Genomic DNA, 18329 nt, shown 5'->3' with positions numbered 1-18329 from the left:
CGGCCATTAGGTTTGAGGGTAGGAGACGGCCCATGCAGCTCGAATCGTTGAAGATGTTCTGTGACGTGGTCGAGACGGGCTCGTTCTCTCGCGCGGCGCAGCTCAATCACGTGACCCAGTCCGCGGTGAGCCAGCAGATTCGCGCGCTGGAGAACCGCTACGAGCAGAAGCTGCTCTCGCGCAGCGCGCGGCAGGTGACGCCGACGCCGGCGGGCGAGCGCCTCTTCCGGGGCTGCAAGGAGATCCTCGCGCGCTTCGCGGAGGTGGAGCAGGAGATCCGCGAGCAGGCCACGGAGGTCCAGGGCGCGACCACCGTGTCCACCATCTACTCGGTGGGCCTGCACGAGCTGAACGTGGTGCAGAAGCAGCTGCTGAAGACGCACCCCAAGGTCAACATGCGCCTGAACTACCGGCGCAATGATCAGGTCTACGACGACGTCATCCTGGGCGCGGCGGAGATTGGCATCGTGGCCTACCCGCAGCCGCGCGCGGGCGTGGACATCCTGCCCTTCCGCGACGACCGGCTGGCGGTGGTCTGCTCGCCCCAGCACGCGTTCGCCAGCAAGGCGAAGGTGAGCCTCACCGCGCTGTCGGGCGTGCCCTTCATCGCCTTCGACCGGGAGGCCCCCACGCGCAAGGCGCTGGACCGCCTGTTCCGGGAGAAGAACATCGACATCACGCCGGTGATGGAGATGGACAACGTGGAGACCATCAAGCGCGCGGTGGAGATGGGCCTGGGCGTGGCCATCCTCCCGGTCGCCACGGCCCACGCGGAGATCAAGGGCGGCTCGCTGGTGTCCAAGCCCTTCGCGGAGGGGCCCGTGTCGCGCCCCATCGGCCTGCTCATCCGCAAGGGCAAGTACCTGGACCGCGCGTCCGCCGCGGTGCTGGAGGCCTTCAAGCAGGCCTCCCAGATTCCGCAGGAGGACTGAAGCCCCCGGAGGCGCTTCAGTAGAGCTTGCGCAGCCGGGCCGCGAAGAAGCCGTCGAAGCCCTCCGGCCCGGGCAGCGTGCGCAGCCAGGCCTGCGCGAGCGGCAGCTTGAGGCCGGGCAGCACGGGCGGCTCGGCCGTCCACTCCGGGTGGCTGCGCAGGAACATGTCCACCTGGTCCTGCCCCTCCTGCGGCTCCGGCGTGCACACCGCGTACACGAGCAGCCCTCCCGGCGGCACCGCCTCCTGGCAGTTCTCCAGGATGCGCCGCTGGAGCGCGGCCAGCCGGCCCACGTCCTCCTCCTTGCGGCGGTATCTCAGCTCCGGGTGCCTGCGCAGCGTGCCCAGGCCGGAGCACGGCGCGTCCACCACGACGGCGTGGAACTCGCCCCAGCTTTCGGGGAACGGCTCGGACGCGTCGTGCGCGAACGCCTTCAGGCGGCCGGACAGCCCCAGCCGCTGGGCCTCCGCTTCAATCTTCCGCAGCTTGTTGGCGTGCAGGTCCACCGCCACGACTTCGTGGCCTTCCGCCTGGTGGCAGGCCTTGCCGCCCGGCGCCGCGCACGCGTCCAGCACGCGCGCGGACTCCGGGATGGCGCCGTAGACGCCGACGAGCTGCGCGGCCTCGTCCTGCACCTGCCACAGCCCCTCGGCGTAGCCGTACACGTCCTCCACGCGGCCCACGGACGGCAGCACGATGCCCACGGGCGAGGACTCCGTGGCGCGCGCCTCCACGCCCACGTCCTTCAGCTGCGCGAGCAGCGCGTCGCGCGTCACCCGGGAGGTGTTGGCGCGGATGACGACGGGGGGCGGCTGGTTGTTGGCCACGAGCATCGCCTCCGCGCGCTCGGGGCCGAACTGGCGGATCCACCGCTCCACCAGCCAGCGCGGGTGGCTCTCGCGCACGGACAGGTACTCCACCCGGTTCGCCGGCGAGGGCAGCGGCGGCGAGGGCAGCTCGGACAGCTTGCGCAGGATGGCGTTGACGAAGCCCGCCGCGCGCGCGAGGCCCACGTCCTTGAGCGCCTGCACCGTCTCCGCCACGGCGGCGCGCGCGGGCACGCGGGTGTGGAAGAGCTGGTAGGCGCCGATGCGCAGGGCCGCCAGCACCTTGTCCTCCAGCGCGTCCAGCTTGCGGTCCGCGAAGCGGGTGATGGCGTAGTCCAGCGCGAGCTGCCGGCGGGTGGCGCCGTAGGTCAGCTCGGTGACGAGCCCCGCGTCGCGAGGGTCCTTCGGCGGCGTCTCCGACAGGACCGTGTCCAGCACCACGTTGAGGTAGGCATCCGTGGCGCGCACGCGCGCGAGGATGTTGATGGCGAGGATACGGGCGTTCATCCTTCTTCCAGCCGGGTCATCAGGTCCACCAGTTGCTCGTCCGTCATCCGCGTCGCGGGCAGATGGGACAGGGTGAGGCTCTGGAGGCTGTCCTCCAGCAGCTCGCGGTGGCCGCTCTCCGCCGGTTCACCACGCTGGACCTGCTGATACTTCGCGCGGGCCCAGCTGGCCAGCTCCGCTTCACTGAGCCGCCCGGCCAGCCGGTCCGCGATCTTCTGGCGCACGAGCGCCCGCGTGAGCAGGTCCGACGCGGGCGTGGCCCCGCCCTTCGCCGCGCGGCCCAGCGTCTTGCCTGGCCTGCCCTCCACCTTCACCACGGTGGGCGTGGACTTGCGGCCCAGCGTCTTCAGCGGGCCCCCGGCCTCCGCCGTGCGCCGGAGCGAGCGCGCGGGCGTGGGCAGCGGCGTGGGCGCCGGCGTGTCGACCTTCTTGAGCGGGTGCACGCGGCCCACGAGCTTGGGCTTCGGACGCGAGTCCTCCTCCTCGTCCGCCGCGGCGCCCTTCTTGCGGCGGCCCAGCGACTTCACCGGCCCGGGGATGGCGGGGTGGAAGATGCCGCTCGCGAAGGTCTCCAGGGCCTGGATGTACGGGTCGAAGCCGTGCAGCCCCAGCACCTGCATGGCGCACGCCTCCGCCACCACGGACTCGCGGGCGGGCGGCTTGAGCATCACCTCGATTGCGGGCAGCCCCACCGCCTCCAGCGCCTCCTTCAGCGCGTAGGACGTGAAGTAGCCCGCGGGGTTGATGAGGATGCCCTCCACACGCTGCCGCTCGGCGTGGATCGTGTCGATGAGGACGCCCTCGTGGTTGGACTGGACGATGGTCAGCTCCAGCCCCAGCTCCTTCGCCTTCGCGCGCAGGGCCGCGTCCAGGTCCGTCAGGCGGCCCCCCGCGACGTCCTCGCGCTCGCCCAGGAGGTTGAGGTTCGGCCCGTGCAACACCAGCAGCTTCATGCCCATCCGTGAGACTCCATCGCGCAAGGATTCCACATGGCGCTCGCGGGCGCGCTCACGACGTGAACGGCTGACTGCCCGGCTGCAATCTGTTTCCGGAGAGGAAGTCCGCCGCGCGCATCACCCGCTTGCCCTCCGGCTGGACCTCCAGGAGGACGACCGAGCCCTCGCCGCAAGCGACCTCGATGCCCTCCGTCCCCGCGGACAGCACCGTGCCGGGCGCGCCCTTGCCTTCCGCCGCGCGCATCCGGTGCACCTTGAAGACCTTGCCGCCCAGCAGCGTGTACGCGCCGGGCCACGGCGTGAAGGCGCGCAGGCGGCGATCCAACTCCACCGCGGGCTTCGTGAAGTCCAGCTTGCCGTCCTCCTTGTCGATGATGGGCGCCAGCACCATGCCCTCGGACGGCTGGGGTTGGGGCGTCAGCTCGCCGCGGAGGTAGCGCGGCAGGGACTCGCGCAGGATGTCGCCGCCCAGCGCGGACAGCTTCGCGTGCAGCGTGGCGCTCGTCTCGTCCGGGACGATGGGCAGCCGCTTCATCGCCAGCACGGGGCCGGTGTCCAGGCCCTCGTCCATCACCATCAGCGACACGCCCGTCTCGCGGTCCCCGTGCGCGATGGCCCACTGGATGGGCGCGGCCCCCCGGAAGCGCGGCAAGAGCGACGCGTGCACGTTCACGCAGCCCTTCGCGGGCAGGGACAGCAGGTCCTTGGGGAGGATCTTTCCGTACGCCGTCACCACGCAGACGTCGGGGGCGTACGGGCGCAGCTCCTCCGAGAAAGGGGGCGTGCGCAGCTTCTGCGGCTGGAGCACGGGGATGCCCTTCTCCAGCGCGCGCTCCTTCACGGGCGGCGCGGTGACGGCGTTGCCCCGGCCCTTGGGCTTGTCCGGCTGGGTGACGACGGCCACGACGTCGCCCACGTCGAAGCAGGCCTCCAGCGAGGCCACGGCGAACTCGGGCGTGCCCATGAAGACGATGCGGGGTCGGCTGCTCATGCGAGGGAAATCTCGTGGGTGAAGAGGGGTGGGGTCAGGCCACGGACTTGAAGGTGGCGGGTTGCGCGGCCGTGTCCACCGCCTGGCGCTTGCGCGCACGCAGCGCCTCCAGCGTGGACAGGGCCTCGCGCGCTTCGGGGGTGGTGGCCAGGTCCTTGAGCGCGTGCAGCGCCTTCTCCAGCGCCAACGCCTCGTCCGCCTCGCGCTGGCGGATGCGGTCCACCGCTTCGCTGAAGCGCGCGAAGAAGGCGCGCAGCTCGTCCTTGCGCCGCAAGGGGCGCAGGCGCGGATAACGGCCCGCCGCGAGCGCCGCGACGTAGAGGCTCATGACATGCACCGGGCCCGCCACACGGTGCGTGAAGAGCAGCCCGAACAACCCGAGCGCGATGCCCAGGCCCACCGTGGCGACGCCGGTGAGCCACCAGAGCGTCTCCTCGCCGGACAGGCCCCCTTCGGCGGCCATCCGGTGCACCTGCTGGGCGAGCACGCCGAACAGCAACATGCTCCCCGCGCCCATGCCGGTGAGCAGCAGGATGTATTTGAGCTGGAATTCTCGGTCGAGCAGGTACGTGCGGCGCATGATGGTCGGACGCGACGCGTTACGACTGTCTTCGGCAGGGGCCATGTCGTTGACCAGCGTACCCCAGGAGGTGGGGGAGGTTTGCGTCCTTCGTCAGGAGAGGTCTACACCCGACGAAAGCCCAGACGTTCGGACGCAAAGGAGCCCCATGTCCCGCTCATTCGTCGCCCTCTCACTGGCCGTGTCCTGCCTTGCCCTGGGGGGCTGCAAGAAGGAGGACCCCAAGACACCGGAGTACTGGCAGTCCAGTCTGGAGGGGGCGAAACGGCCCGACGACAAGGTGCGTGTGATTGAGTCCCTGCGCACGTCGGGCAATGTCAATGAACAGTTCCTCCCCTTCCTGCACGCGCGGCTGTCCTCGGAGCGCAGGCCGGAGGTGAAGGCGGCGGTGGCCCGGACGCTGGGAGACCTGCACCACCCCTCCTCGCTGGAGCCGCTGACGGCGGCGCTGGACCCCGGGGCGTCGGACGTGCCCGCGCAGCAGGTGAACAAGGCGGTGGTGGGGGCGCTGGGGCGCATTGGAGATGAGCGCGCGGTGCCGTCGCTGGTGCCGCTCTTGCGCAGCAAGGACAACTACACGCGCATCGAGGCCATCCAGGTGCTGGGCGCGCTGAGGGCGAAGCCGGCGGTGGAGCCGCTCATCCAGCTGGCCACGGACGAGGCCGCGGAGCCGTTCCTCAACAAGAAGGCCATCGAGGCGCTGGGGCAGATTGGAGATCCACGCGCGGTGCCGGCGCTGATGCGCACGCTGACGAAGGAGCGCCGGGGCGTGTCCTTCTACGTGGAGAGCAGCTTCGCGCTGTTCCAGCTGGGCGCGCCCGCGGCGGACGCGCTCCTGCCGGTGCTGGAGGGCAAGGACGCGGAGCTGCTCACGTGGGCGAAGGCGCAGGGGGTGAACCCGGCCAGCTATCCGATGAAGGCCGCGCAGGTGCTGGGCGACCTGCGGGAGAAGCGCGCGGTGCCGTCGCTGTTGAAGCAGCTGTCGTTCACGCACTCGGATCCGCAGATTCAAGCGCTGGTGCGGATGCAGGCGGCGGATGCGCTCGGGAGGATGCGCGCGCCGGAGGCGGTGAAGCCGCTGGCGGGGCTCGTGGGTGAGCCGGATCCGACGGTGCGGGACGCGTACGTGCGGGCGCTGTCGCTGCTGGGCAGCCGCGATGCGATTCCCGCGCTGGAGAAGGCGGCGGGCACCGGGGACTGGTACGCGCGCGAAATCGCGGTGAAGGGCATCGCGCTGCTGGGGGATGCGCGGGAGCAGCCGCTGCTCGCGAAGCTGGCCGCGGCGGAGCCGGCGCGCACGGCGGCGGACTGCAAGGAGACGGGCGAGGAGGGCTGCGAGGACGCGGCGGCGCTGGGCAGGAAGCGCGCGGACCAGGTTCAGGGGTACGGCGCGGTGCTGGAGGCGGCGCAGGCGTGCAGCGGGGATGCGGGCTGCTGGTCGCAGCGGCTGTCCAAGGCGAGCGCGGCGCTGCTGCAGCGCGCGGCGCTGGAGCTGGGGCGCTCCGGCGCGGTGGACCACGGCCCGGCGCTGGCGACCCGGCTCAGCGAGCGCGACACCGAGGCGCGCGCCGCGGTCATCCAGGCGGTGGACTGGCTGGCGGACGCCCCCGGCGCGGCGAAGAAGCTGCGCGAGGCGTCCCTGCCCGCGCTGAAGAAGCAGCTGGAGGACGAGCGGGGCAACTCCAACTTCGTGCGCGTGAACGAGGACCTGCGCCGGCTGATGGTCAAGCTGGAGCGGGCATAGCGCCGTCCTCCGAAGAGCGCAGCGCGGGTGGCATGCGCTCCACCGCGTGGTGGAGCACACGCAGCTGGCGCACCAGCCGCTCCACCTGCGTGCGCGCCAGCGCATCGGCGTCCCCGAAGTCAGGCGCCTCGCGCTTGAGCGCGGACGGCACGCGGCGCGATACCAGCGCCGCGGACAGCTCCTCCAGCGCGTCCGACACGTAGCGCACCACCGGGCCCAGGTCCGCCCCCGGATGCCAGGCTCGGCTCGCCGCCAGCGCCGTCACCGCCGCCGAGAAGCGCCGGGCGTAGGTGATCAACGCCATCCCCGGCTCCAGCTCCTTCGCCGGTCCCTTCCATTCGCTGAGCAGCCGCTGGAACGACGCCTCCGCGGACAGCAGCGCCACGCCCACCTTGCGCCGGGCCTCGCGCAGCGCCACCTCCGAGGACACCGGCGTCCGCGCCACGTCGCGCAGGTAGGCCTGGTCCGCCTTCAGCACGCACGCCACCTCCTCGCCGAAGCGCGCGTGCTCGGGGCTGGGCCAGAGCAGCCGGATGCCCAGCAGCGCCAGCCCCCCGCCCAACAGCGTGTTGAGGATGCGCACGCCCGCGAGCCGCCAGTCCCCTGTTTGAATCTCCGCGAGCAGCACCAGCGCCGGTGCCAGCAGCACCTGGTACACCGTGAAGTTCAGGGGCCGCACGCTCACCGACACGCAGACCAGCAACACGATGGCCGCGAACATCATCCACCGCTCGGGCAGCACGTGCGCCAGCCCCATGGCCATCACGCTGCCCAGGAACGTCCCCGCCACGCGCTGAAGCCCCTTCTCCGTCGTGAGCCCCGCGTACGGCTGCAACACGACAATCACCGAGATGGTCACCCAGTACCAGTGGTTGAGCCCCAGCCCCTCCGCCAGCGCCGTCGCCACCGACGCGGTGATTCCCAGCCGCAGCGCGTGCCGGAAGACCACCGACTCCGGCGTCAGGTGGTCGCGCAGCACCGCCCATGCCGAGCGCTTGCGGCGAGCCCCCTGCCCCAGCACCTCCAGGTCGCGCTCCGGCAGCGGCTTGCCGCTCTCCAGCCGCGCCGCCACGTCCAGCGCCACCGCGCTGTACTCCCGCAGCCGCCCGAGCAGCCCCGCCACGTGCGAATACTGCGAGCGCGCCGGCTCCGGCAGGCCGCCGTCCACCTGGAGCACGCGCGTCACCCGCTCCGCGTCCCACGACGTCGGCGCCGGCACCGAGCCCCGCGCCAGCGCGCCCACCACGCCCCGCAGCTCCACCGCCAGCGCGCCCAATGCATGCTGCGCCTCGATGCGCGCCGCGCGGCACGCGCCCTGTCGCGGCGCCTCGTCCAGCGCCTCCGACATCGCCGTGAGCAGGAGCGACAGCGCGTCCGCGTCCTCCAGCAGCACCAGCAGGTGCTCGCCCCGGCCGCTCTCCTCCTGCCGCCCCTGGCGCGTGGCCCCCAGCATCGCGCGCGCCGCCTCCAGCGACTGCCGCATGCGCGCGGCCCGCTGCACCGACTCCCACGTGCCCACCCGCGAGGGCCCCTCCATGGGCCAGCCCGCCACGGCGTCCGCCAGGTCCGCCAGCTCGTCGTAGCAGGCCGAGATGGCGAGCCGCGCCGGGCGGTACGGCCGCAGCGGCCACAACACCAGCGCCAGGAACATGGACCACAGGCCGCCCGCCACGAACCAGGCCGCCTGCACCAGCGCCGCCGCCGGTCCACGCTGCGGCAGGGCCAGCGACACCACGAACAGGTTGGCCAGCAGCATGCCGACGATGCCCGGCGTGTCTCCGAAGCTGCGCGCGAAACCGCACGCCGTCACCCAGAAGAGCGTCAGCGCCACGTCCACCCAGAAGGGACTGGGCAGCACGATGAGCAGCCCCACCCCCGCGCCCAGCACCGTCATGGTCCCCATGGAGCGCGCACGCGTGCGGTACGGCCCGCCCTTGTCCACCAGCGCGACGAAGAGGCCCGCCATGCCCGCCCACGACGCCGCCGGGTTGCCCAGCAGCGCGGAGACCATCAACGGCACACCCAGCGCCAGCGCCGTGCGGAGTCCCGCGGCGACCGCGGGCCGGCCTGGCTGGAAGCGGAAGAGGCCCGCGACATGGCGGGGCAGGTGTCCCCGCGCCGCCCGCCCCCGGGGGGCCACCCACCCCTCCGCCGCCGTGTCGCCTCCGTCCTCGCGCATCCCCGCTCCTTCCTCCCGTGAACCTCCCTGAAGAATGAAGATGGGGTGCGCGAGCGCCGGATTCCGCCCCTGCCCCCCGGCATGCATGGCGGGCGGGCAGCAGCGGCCGGGCGGGCGTCCAGACACGGGGTGTGGGTGGACGGCCGTGCACAGCCCGGGTGAAAATGAACGGAAATACAACCCCACGCACCTGCCAACCTGCGGGTCGGAATGTGCTTCCGGGGCGGATGTAGGACGAAGACTTCACCTGTGAATTCATGAGGTTGACTCCACTCATGACCGTGTAAGCAGGCACCCACACGCAACAACGGGACGGCTGACACGAGAATCAATTTGTCCGCTTCACCTTCCCCTGAAAGCCCCCCATGGCCCTGCGCACCGACCTTTCGAAGCCCGTTGTTGCCACCCAGAACCGCACCGACACGAAGCCGGTGAACACCGTGAAGCCCCAGGGTCCGGTGGGCATGAGCTCGCAGTCGAGCTTCAGCACGGGCGCGCCGTCCAAGGCGAAGGCCACGGTGGCGCTGAGCGGCGTGGGCCAGAAGCTGACGCCGGGCCCGGTGGACCTCTCCAGCCCCCAGGCGCAGCAGGCCGTGCAGCAGACGGTGGCGTACGTGAACCAGAAGAACCCGCAGCTGACCGGCATCACGGGCGGCACGTCGTTCTCGCCGCGCTCGGTGGAGCGCGACCAGCTGGGCATGACGCACGTGCGCATGGACCGCATGCACGAGGGCCTGAAGGTCGCCGGTGAGCAGATCATCGGCCACCTGGACGCGAAGGGTCAGTTCGACAGCCTGACGGGCGACGTGTCCAACATCCCGGTGGGCCTGGGCAAGGCGCCCACGAAGCTGACCGCGAAGGACGCGCTGGCCGTGGCGCAGAAGGACTTCAACGGCGACACGTCCAAGGCCCCCACCTCCGAGAAGGTCATCGTGAAGGGCAAGGACGGCCAGTACCACGCCGCCTACCACGTGACGCTCACGGACACGTCGCTGTCCAACGGCAAGGAGCCGCGCTCGATGAACTACTTCATCGACGCGAACACCGGCGAGTCCGTCAAGCAGTACAACACCCTGGGCCACCTGAGCCGCGAGGCCACCGCCAAGCGCGGCGGCAGCACGCCCACGCCCACGCCGAAGCCCACCACGCCGGCGCCGACGACGCCCACCAAGCCGGGCACGGGCCGCGTGGCGGATGACCAGACGATGTACAGCGGCAAGGTCGACCTGCAGACCACGAAGAACAAGGACGGCACGTACTCGCTGGAGGACAAGACGCGCGGCAAGGGCATCGTGACCTACGACGCGAAGAACAAGCCCGAGGCGTCCGGCACCACGGCCTTCACGGACAAGAACGACGTCTGGGGTGAGAAGACCGACCCGTCGCGCGCCGCCGCCGCGGTGGACGCGCACTACGGCGCGGAGATGACCTACGACTTCTACAAGGACATCCTCGGCCGCGACTCCATCGACGGCAAGGGTGAGAAGCTCGTCTCCTACGTGCACACCGACGTGAACCTGGTGAACGCGTTCTGGGACGGCGAGAAGATGCAGTACGGCGACGGCGACGGGAAGGAGTCCGGCCCGCTCACCACGCTGGACATCGCGGGCCACGAAATCACCCACGGCCTCACGGAGCGCACCGCGGGCCTGGAGTACGAGGGCGAGTCCGGCGGCCTCAACGAGTCCTTCAGCGACATCATGGGCACCGGCGTGGAGTGGTACGCCAGCCAGAAGAACAGCGCCGTGAAGTTCGACTGGTCCGTGGGCGAGGACGCGTGGACGCCGAAGAACGGCGACAACACGGACGCCCTCCGCTACATGAACGACCCGAAGTCGGACGGCTACTCCATCGACAACTACAAGGACTTCCCGAAGATGACGGAGGTCCACGGCTCCAGCGGCATCGCGAACAACGCCTTCTACCTGCTCACCGAGGGCGGCAAGAACCGCACCTCCGGCATCGAGGTGAAGGGCGGCATCGGCATGGAGAAGAGCCTGAAGATCTTCGGCCGCGCGCTGACCACGTACATGACGCCGCAGACGAACTTCTCCCAGGCCCGCGCCGCCACCATCAAGGCGGCCACGGACCTGTACGGCAAGGACTCCACCGAGGCGAAGAAGGTCGCCGAGGCCTGGACCGCCGTCGGCGTGACCAAGTAATCCCGCGGAAGTTCCAGGCCCGGAGGGGAGCCCCCTGCTCCCCTCCGGGCCTCTTGTCTTTCACTGCTTCGCCAGGGCGACCTTCTGTTCGGTCTTCGTGTCCCGGACGTACTGGCCGGACACATCCACCGTCACCTCGTAGAGCGTGCCGGTGAACTCGAAGGGCGCGCGGTAGCGCTGGCTGACGGAGGAGCTTTCGTCCCGGCCGCACGTGAGCCCGTCGCCCAGGCTGATGGCCAACGGCATGGTCGCGTCGATGGGGCTCTGCGCCACCAGGTCGCCGTTGATGTAGAGTCGGCCACGTCCAGGCGCGCCCCGCCCCACCTTCAGGTCGGGCTTGCCGGTGGGCTCGAACTCGAACTGCAGCGTCGAGTGCCCCTGGGGCACCTCCACCGCCGATTCGATGTGGAACTCCTGTTCGCCGACGAAGTTGTAGACGTAGTGCAGCTTTCGGTCCTGCATGAAGAACGTGTAGCCGCCGGTGAGGCCCCCGTGGGACAGCAGCACGCCCTCCGCGCCGTCCCGCACCTCCACCTGCGCGGTGATGGTGTGGGGGCGGTTGAGCACGTGCACCGCCACGTTCTCCGGTGCGGGTGACGTGTGCGGACGGTAGACGTAGCGCGTGCGGTCCTTCGTCAACTGCGGGCGCTCCAGCGCGAACACCTCGCGCGTCGGCGACGCGAGCGGCAGCACCTGGTAGCGCCCGGCTTCGGCGTACCAGAGGGCGATCATCTCGATGAGCTTGCCCCGGTGTTCCTGCGCCACGTTCTTCGTTTCGGAGCAGTCCTCCGCCACGTGGTACAGCTCCCAGCCGTGCGCATCCAGTTCGCGCAGCCGGTCCTCGTCGAGCATCGACTCGCCGAAGCCCTCTCCGGCCTCCGCGAAGGACGGGCCGGGGAAGGGGCACACCGCGCGCCAGCCGTCATGGTAGATGGCGCGCGAGCTGAACATCTCGAAGTACTGCGTGCGGTGGCGGCTCTTCGCGTTCGCGTCGTTGAACGTGTGCTTGAAGCTGACGCCCTCGATGGGTGACTGGGTGACGCCGCGGATCTCCGCCAGCGGCTCCAGGCCCAGGCAGTCCAGCACCGTGGGCACCATGTCGATGGCGTGCGCGTACTGCGTGCGCACCTCGCCCTTCGCCTGGATGCCCCGGGGCCAGTGGACGAGGAAGGGGTCGGTGGTGCCGCCGCGATACGTCTCCCGCTTCCAGCGGCGGAACGGCGTGTCCCCCGCCCAGGCCCAGCCCCACGGGTAGTGGTTGAAGTACTTCGGGCCGCCCAGGTCCTCCAGCGCCGCCAGGTTCTGCTCCAGGGACTCCGGCACGTTGTTGAAGAACTTCAGCTCGTTCACCGAGCCGTGCGGCCCGCCCTCGGCGCTAGCCCCGTTGTCGGACAGCACCATGATGAGCGTGTCGTCCAGCTCGCCCGTGTCCTCCAGGAACTTGAGCAGCCGGCCGATGTGGTGGTCCGTGTGCTCCAGGAAGCCCGCATACACCTCCATCATCCGAGCGTAGAGGCGCTTCTCCTCGGCGGGCAGCGAGTCCCAGTCCTGCACGTCGGGGTCGTGCCGGGACAGCTGCGTCCCCTTCGGGAGCACGCCCAGCTCCAGCTGCCGCTGGAACACCTTCTGACGGTAGGCGTCCCAGCCGTCGTCGAACTGGCCCGCGTACCTGTCCGCCCATTCGCGGGGGACCTGGTGGGGCGCGTGCATGGCGCCCGTGGCGAAGTAGAGGAAGAAGGGCTTGTCCGGCGCGACCTGCTTCGTGTCCGCGACGCAGTCGATGGCCCGGTCCACCAGGTCCGGCGTGAGGTGGTAGCCCTGCTCGGGCGTGGCGGGCGGGCGGATGGCGTGGTTGTCGTGGATGAGGTCCGGGTAGTACTGGTGCGTGTCCCCGCCCAGGAAGCCATAGAAGCGCTCGAAGCCGCGGCCCAGCGGCCAACGCGAGTACGGCCCGGCGGCGCTCGTCTGCTCCGCGGGGGTGAGGTGCCACTTTCCAATGGCATACGTGTTGTAGCCGGCCTGCATCAGCATCTCGGAGAGGAAGCCGTTCTCGAAGGGGATGGTGCCGTTGTAGCCGGGGTAGCCCAGCGACGTTTCGGTGATGGTGCCCATCCCGTTGGAGTGGTGGTTGCGGCCGGTGAGGATGCACGAGCGCGTGGGCGAGCACAGCGCGGTGGTGTGCATGTTGTTGTAGAGCAGCCCGCCCTTCGCCAGCCGGTCCAGGTTCGGCGTGCGGATGGGCGAGCCGTAGCAGCCCAGGTGCCCGAAGCCCAGGTCATCCAGGATGATGAACAGGACGTTGGGCGCGCCGGGCTTCGAGCGCAGGGGCGAGGGCCACGCGGGTGACGACTGCTCCCAGGTGCGGCCGATGACGCCGGGGAAGGGACTTCCGGGCTTGTATTCCTTGAGGGACATGGGCGAGCGGGCCTCCACGCGGAGAGAAAAGTTCTCGTGCATGAGGTGCATCGTCCGGAGGGGCGGCGGACCTGCCCCCGGGACGGAGGCGCCGGACCCAGGCCCCGGCCGCCTCCCGCTTCACGCCCCGCTCACGTCACGGGGAACGGGTTGCGCTCGGAGAACTGCCGCTGGTGGAAGTACGGGTATGGCCAGGGCACGGTGCTCGCGGCGTCCAGCCTGGCCACCTGCGCGGGCGTGAGGTTCCACCCGATGGCGCCCAGGTTCTGGCGCAGCTGCTCCTCCGTGCGCGCGCCGATGATGACGTTGGACACGGTGGGCCGCTGCAGGACCCAGTTGAGCGCCACCTGCGGCACCGTCTTCCCGGTCTCCTCCGCCACGGCGTCGAGCGCGTCCACGACCTTGAAGAGGTGCTCCTCCGGCACCTGCGGGCCGCCGGCCGCGGTGGCGGGGTTGTTGAGGCGGCTTGTCTCCGGCTTCGGCGCGCCCCGGCGCAGCTTGCCGGTGAGGCGGCCCCAGCCCAGCGGGCTCCACACCACCGCGCCCACCTTCTGGTCCAGCGCGAGCGGCATCAGCTCCCACTCGTAGTCGCGGCCCACGAGCGAGTAGTACGCCTGGTGGGCCACGTAGCGCGCCAGGTTGTAGCGCTCCGACACGGCGAGCGACTTCATCAGGTGCCAGCCGGAGAAGTTGGAGCAGCCGATGTAGCGGATCTTCCCCGCGCGCACGAAGCCGTCCAGCGTGTTGAGCACCTCCTCCACGGGCGTCATCGCGTCGAAGGCGTGCAATTGGAACAGGTCGATGTAGTCCGTCTTCAGCCGGCGCAGCGCCGCGTCCACGGCGCGCGTGAGGTGGAAGCGCGAGGAGCCCACGTCGTTGGGCCCGGCCCCCGCGCGGAAGGTGGCCTTGGTGGAGATGATGGCCTTGTCGCGTCGGCCCTCCAGCGCCTTGCCCAGGATCTCCTCCGCGAGCCCGGCGGAGTAGCCGTCCGCGGAGTCGAACATGTTCACGCCCGCGTCCAGCGCGATGTCCACGAGCCGCGTGGCCTCCTTCACGTCGCTGGAGCCGAAGCCCTTGAAGAACTCACCCGAGCCACCGAACGTGCCCGTGCCCAGGCTGAGGACGGGGACCTTGAAACCAGAACCACCCAGCTGCCGGTATTCCATGTCGTTCACCTCGTGACGGAGTGTGCGGGGAGGCGGCCCACCTAACGGGCCCTGGCGCGGCGCGCAACCGCCGTTTCACGACGCGCGTCGTGCTTGAAGTGGTACTGACGGGCGCCCATCATGCGCGCGCCTTCCCGGGCGGGGAGGCAGGAGTCCAGGTCTTCCGTGAGCACGTCCGCGCCACCCGCATCCGGCCGTCCGCCCATCCTGCGGGCATTGGGTTATCTGCGCCGCTACCGCGTGGATGCGGTGGGCGCGCTCCTGTCGCTGCTGCTCGTGTCCGTGGCGAACCTGGGCGCGCCGCAGATGATCCGCATCGCCATCGACCAGGGGCTCGCGCGCGGGGAGATACGACCCGTCTGGCTGGCGGTCGGAGGCCTGGTCGCCATCGCGCTGGGGCGCGGCCTGTTCAACTTCCTGCAGGGCTACCTGGCGGAGCGCGCCTCACAGGGCGTGGCGTTCGACCTGCGCGACGCGCTCTTCGCGCGCATCCAGCGGCTGTCCTTCAGCTACTACGACCAGGCGCAGACGGGGCAGCTGCTCACGCGGCTGACGAGCGACGTGGAGGCGGTGCGCACCTTCGTGGGCAGCGGCGTGGTGCAGTTCGCCGCGTCGGCGGCGATGCTGGTGGGCTGCGCGGGGCTGCTGCTCTACATGGATCCGGTGCTGGCGCTGGCGGAGCTGAGCTCCGTGCCGCCCATCCTGTGGGTGCTTCGCCGGTTCATGATGCGGATGCGGCCGCTGTTCGGCCAGCTGCAGGCGCTCCTGGGCCAGCTCAACACCACGCTGCAGGAGGACCTGCGCGGGCTGCGCGTGGTGCGCGCATTCTCCGGCGAGGCGCGGGAGCTCGCGCGCTACGGGAAGACCAACGCGGAGCTGAAGGAGAAGAACCTGCGGGTGGTGGACTCGCTGGCCGACAGCTTCCCCTTCGTCGCCTTCTTCTCCAACCTGGGCCTGCTGATGGTGGTGGGCGTGGGCGGCTGGCGCATCCTCCACCAGCGGCTGACGCTGGGAGAGCTGCTGGCCTTCAACAGCTACCTGGCCTTCCTGTTGATGCCCCTGATGACGCTGGGCTTCTTCGCGGCCGGCATGGCGCGGGCGAGCGCGTCCGCGCAGCGCCTCTTCGAGCTGCTCGACACGGCGGTGGAGGTGGCGGACCGCCCGGGCGCGGTGGCGCTGCCCCCGTTGCAGGGCCGCATCGAGCTGCGCGACGTGCGCTTCCGCTACGCGGGCAGCGACCGCGAAATCCTGCGCGGCGTGAGCGTGACGCTGGAGCCCGGGCAGCTGGTGGCGGTGCTGGGCACCACGGGCTCCGGCAAGAGCACGCTCATCAACCTGCTGCCCCGCTTCTACGACGTCACCGGGGGCGCGGTGCTGCTGGACGGGCACGACGTGCGGGACGTGACGCTTTCGAGCCTGCGCTCGCAGATGGGCGTGGTGCTCCAGGACGCGCTGCTGTTCTCCGGCACGGTGCGGGAGAACATCGCCTACGGGCGCCCTGAGGCGACGCAGGCGGAGGTGGAGGCCGCGGCGGAGGCGGCCCAGGCGGCGGAGTTCATCCGCGAGCTGCCCCAGGGCTACGACACGCTGGTGGGAGAGCGCGGCGTGGGGCTGTCCGGCGGACAGCGGCAGCGGCTGGCCATCGCGCGGGCGCTGCTCACGGATCCGCGCCTGCTCATCCTGGACGACAGCACGTCCGCGGTGGACGCGCGCACGGAGACCGCCATCCAGGGCGCGCTGGACGCGCTGATGCGGGACAAGCGGCGGACGGCGCTCGTCATCGCCCAGCGCATCAGCACCGTGCGGGACGCGGACGTCATCCTGGTGTTGGACGAGGGGCGCATCGCCGCGATGGGCCGCCACGAGGAGCTGAAGGCCACCAGCGAGCTGTACAACGACATCCTCGGGTCGCAGCTGTTGCCGCCGCGCCAGGAGGAGGTGGCATGAGGCGCCCGGGAAGCATCGAGGCGATGGCGGAGCTGGAGGGTGGCCGCGCGCGCAATCAGGGGAAGGTGCTGCGCCGGCTGCTGGGCGAGCTGCGTCCGCACGCGCGCACGCTCACCGCGGCGTGGGTCTTCATCCTGGTGGGCGCCGCGTGCCAGGCCCTGGGGCCCTATCTGATGAGCCGGGCCATCGACCGGGACATCGGCTCGGGGGATGGCTGGGGTCTGCTGCGGACGCTGACGTTGCTGTTCGTCGTCTACGCCGTGGGCCTGCTGTCGCAGCGGGCGCACACGTGGCGGGTGGGCCACACGGGACAGCACGTGCTGTCGGAGCTGCGCCAGCGGCTCTTCGAGCGGCTCCAGCAGCTGCCGCTGTCGTGGTTCGACCGCCGGCCGCTGGGCGACCTGATGAGCCGCCTGCTCAGTGACGTGGACACGCTCAACCAGCTCTTCGCGCAGGGGCTGACGCAGCTGTTGGGGTCCGTGCTGGGGCTGGTGGGTGTGCTCGTCGCGATGTTCGCGATGAACGCGCGCCTGGCGCTGGCGTGTTTCTCCCTCATCCCGGCCATCCTGCTGACCACGTGGTTCTTCGCGTCGCGGGCGCGCAATGCCTACCGCAAGACGCGGCAGACGGTGGGCGACGTGACGGCGAATCTCCAGGAGGAGATTGGGGGCGTGCGGCAGGCGCAGGCGTTCAACCGCACGGAGAAGAACATCGAGCGCTTCCGCGACCGCAACGCGGCCAACCGCGACGCGAACGTGGCGGCGGTGGGCATCACGTCCGCGTTCTCGCCGGCCATCGACCTGCTCTCCACGCTGTCCACCGCGCTGGTGATTGGCTACGGCGGCGCGCTGGCGCTGAGCGGCCAGCTCACGGTGGGCGGCGTGGCGGCGTTCCTCATCTACGTGCAGCAGTTCTTCCGCCCGGTGCAGTTGGCCGCGTCCGTGGCCGCGCTGATGCAGTCCGCGCTGGCGGGGGCGGAGCGCATCTTCGCCATCCTCGACGAGGCGCCGGAGCCGCCGGACGTGGCGGGCGCGGTGGAGCTGGGGCCGCTCCAGGGGCAGGTGGTGTTCGAAGGGGTGTCCTTCGGCTACGACGCCGCGCGGCCGGTGCTGCGCGACGTGTCCTTCCGCCTGGAGCCCGGCCAGACGCTGGCGCTGGTGGGGCGCACGGGCGCGGGCAAGACGACGGTGGCCAGCCTGGTGCCGCGCTTCTACGACGTGACGGGGGGCACGGTGCGCGTGGACGGCGAGGACGTGCGCCAGGTGACGCGCGCGAGCCTGCGCCGTCAGATGGCCATGGTGCTCCAGGAGCCGTTCCTCTTCAGCGGGAAGGTGGCGGACAACATCGGCTACGGGAAGCCGGACGCCACCCGCGAGGAGGTGGAGGCGGCGGCGAAGGCGGTGCACGCGCACGACTTCATCACCCGGCTGCCGCAGGGCTACGACACCGTGCTGGGTGAAGGTGGCGCGACGCTCAGCCAGGGCCAGCGGCAGCTGCTCGCGTTCGCTCGCGCGGTCATCGCGAATCCGCGGGTGCTCATCCTGGACGAGGCGACGGCGAACATCGACACGCGCACGGAGGCGCTCATCCAGCTGGCGCTGGGGCAGCTGTTGTCGGGCCGCACGAGCATCGTCATCGCGCACCGGCTCAACACCATCCGCCACGCGGACCTCATCCTGGTGCTGGAGCACGGCGCGGTGGTCGAGCGGGGCAACCACGCGGAGCTGCTCGCCAAGGGCGGGCTCTACGCGGAGCTGTACCATCAACAGTTCCGCGACGTGCCGGAGCTGGCGGTCAAGGCCTCGGGCTGAGCGCGCGGAGGGAGCAGGCCCCAGCGTTTTGATTCCCGGAACGTGCGGTCCGGCTTGCACGTCCGGCCGCCCTTCGTTACCCAGCGGCCGAGGGTGCGGCCCCGGCGGCGTGC

At 70.8% G+C, this 18329-nt stretch carries 12 protein-coding genes; 5 read left to right on the top strand and 7 right to left on the bottom strand.

Annotation, left to right across the window (positions count from 1 at the left end; all coding sequences use genetic code 11):
• Positions 1–32: 32 nt before the first annotated feature.
• Positions 33–932 (top strand): LysR family transcriptional regulator, encoded by a 900-nt coding sequence (locus KYK13_RS06355; protein WP_223642756.1) that lies wholly within the window; start codon positions 33–35, stop codon positions 930–932.
• A 16-nt stretch (positions 933–948) separates the two neighbouring features.
• Here KYK13_RS06355 and rsmB read toward each other — a convergent pair whose 3' ends face one another.
• The 4 genes from rsmB to KYK13_RS06335 are packed head-to-tail and all read right to left on the bottom strand — an operon-like array spanning position 949 to position 4837.
• Positions 949–2265 (bottom strand): 16S rRNA (cytosine(967)-C(5))-methyltransferase RsmB, encoded by a 1317-nt coding sequence (gene rsmB / locus KYK13_RS06350; protein WP_223642754.1) that lies wholly within the window; start codon positions 2263–2265, stop codon positions 949–951.
• Entirely contained in the window at positions 2262–3224 is a 963-nt protein-coding gene (locus tag KYK13_RS06345) for a type II 3-dehydroquinate dehydratase (protein WP_223642753.1), read from the bottom strand. Before KYK13_RS06345 ends, rsmB begins: the two co-directional genes overlap by 4 nt.
• Positions 3225–3273: 49 nt before the next feature.
• Entirely contained in the window at positions 3274–4212 is a 939-nt protein-coding gene (gene fmt, locus KYK13_RS06340) for a methionyl-tRNA formyltransferase (protein ID WP_223642751.1), read from the bottom strand.
• A gap of 34 nt (positions 4213–4246) precedes the next feature.
• Positions 4247–4837 (bottom strand): signal protein, encoded by a 591-nt coding sequence (locus KYK13_RS06335; RefSeq protein ID WP_370645299.1) that lies wholly within the window; start codon positions 4835–4837, stop codon positions 4247–4249.
• Between the two features lie 103 nt (positions 4838–4940).
• Between KYK13_RS06335 and KYK13_RS06330 the strand changes: the two genes are divergently transcribed.
• Positions 4941–6536, top strand: a complete 1596-nt coding sequence (locus tag KYK13_RS06330; protein ID WP_223642747.1) for a HEAT repeat domain-containing protein — start codon at positions 4941–4943, stop codon at positions 6534–6536.
• On the opposite strand, the gene KYK13_RS06325 is transcribed toward KYK13_RS06330, so the two are convergent.
• Entirely contained in the window at positions 6517–8715 is a 2199-nt protein-coding gene (locus KYK13_RS06325) for an FUSC family protein (protein ID WP_223642746.1), read from the bottom strand. The two genes, KYK13_RS06330 and KYK13_RS06325, sit on opposite strands and share 20 nt — an antisense overlap.
• 365 nt (positions 8716–9080) lie before the next feature.
• Here KYK13_RS06325 and KYK13_RS06320 point away from each other — a divergent pair, with 365 nt between their 5' ends.
• On the top strand, positions 9081–10877 hold the full coding sequence (locus KYK13_RS06320) for a M4 family metallopeptidase (protein WP_223642745.1): 1797 nt from the start codon (positions 9081–9083) through the stop codon (positions 10875–10877).
• Positions 10878–10937: 60 nt separating this feature from the next.
• Here KYK13_RS06320 and KYK13_RS06315 read toward each other — a convergent pair whose 3' ends face one another.
• Positions 10938–13292 carry an arylsulfatase gene (locus tag KYK13_RS06315; protein ID WP_223642744.1) on the bottom strand — a complete coding sequence of 785 codons (2355 nt, stop codon included), beginning with the start codon at positions 13290–13292 and terminating at the stop codon, positions 10938–10940.
• A gap of 131 nt (positions 13293–13423) precedes the next feature.
• Complete coding sequence (locus tag KYK13_RS06310) at positions 13424–14458, bottom strand: aldo/keto reductase (protein WP_223642743.1); 1035 nt, start codon at positions 14456–14458, stop codon at positions 13424–13426.
• Between the two features lie 165 nt (positions 14459–14623).
• On the opposite strand from KYK13_RS06310, the gene KYK13_RS06305 reads away from it, so the two are divergent.
• Both KYK13_RS06305 and KYK13_RS06300 read left to right on the top strand, forming a co-directional pair.
• Positions 14624–16405 carry an ABC transporter ATP-binding protein gene (locus KYK13_RS06305; protein ID WP_223642742.1) on the top strand — a complete coding sequence of 594 codons (1782 nt, stop codon included), beginning with the start codon at positions 14624–14626 and terminating at the stop codon, positions 16403–16405.
• A complete protein-coding gene (locus tag KYK13_RS06300; RefSeq protein ID WP_223642741.1) occupies positions 16402–18216 on the top strand; it encodes an ABC transporter ATP-binding protein in 1815 nt (604 codons plus the stop codon). The genes KYK13_RS06305 and KYK13_RS06300 overlap by 4 nt, the downstream gene beginning before the upstream one ends.
• The last annotated feature ends 113 nt before the right edge of the window (positions 18217–18329 follow it).

Source organism: Corallococcus sp. EGB, assembly GCF_019968905.1.
Lineage (GTDB): Bacteria > Myxococcota > Myxococcia > Myxococcales > Myxococcaceae > Corallococcus.
This window is presented reverse-complemented; position numbering and strand designations above follow the sequence as displayed.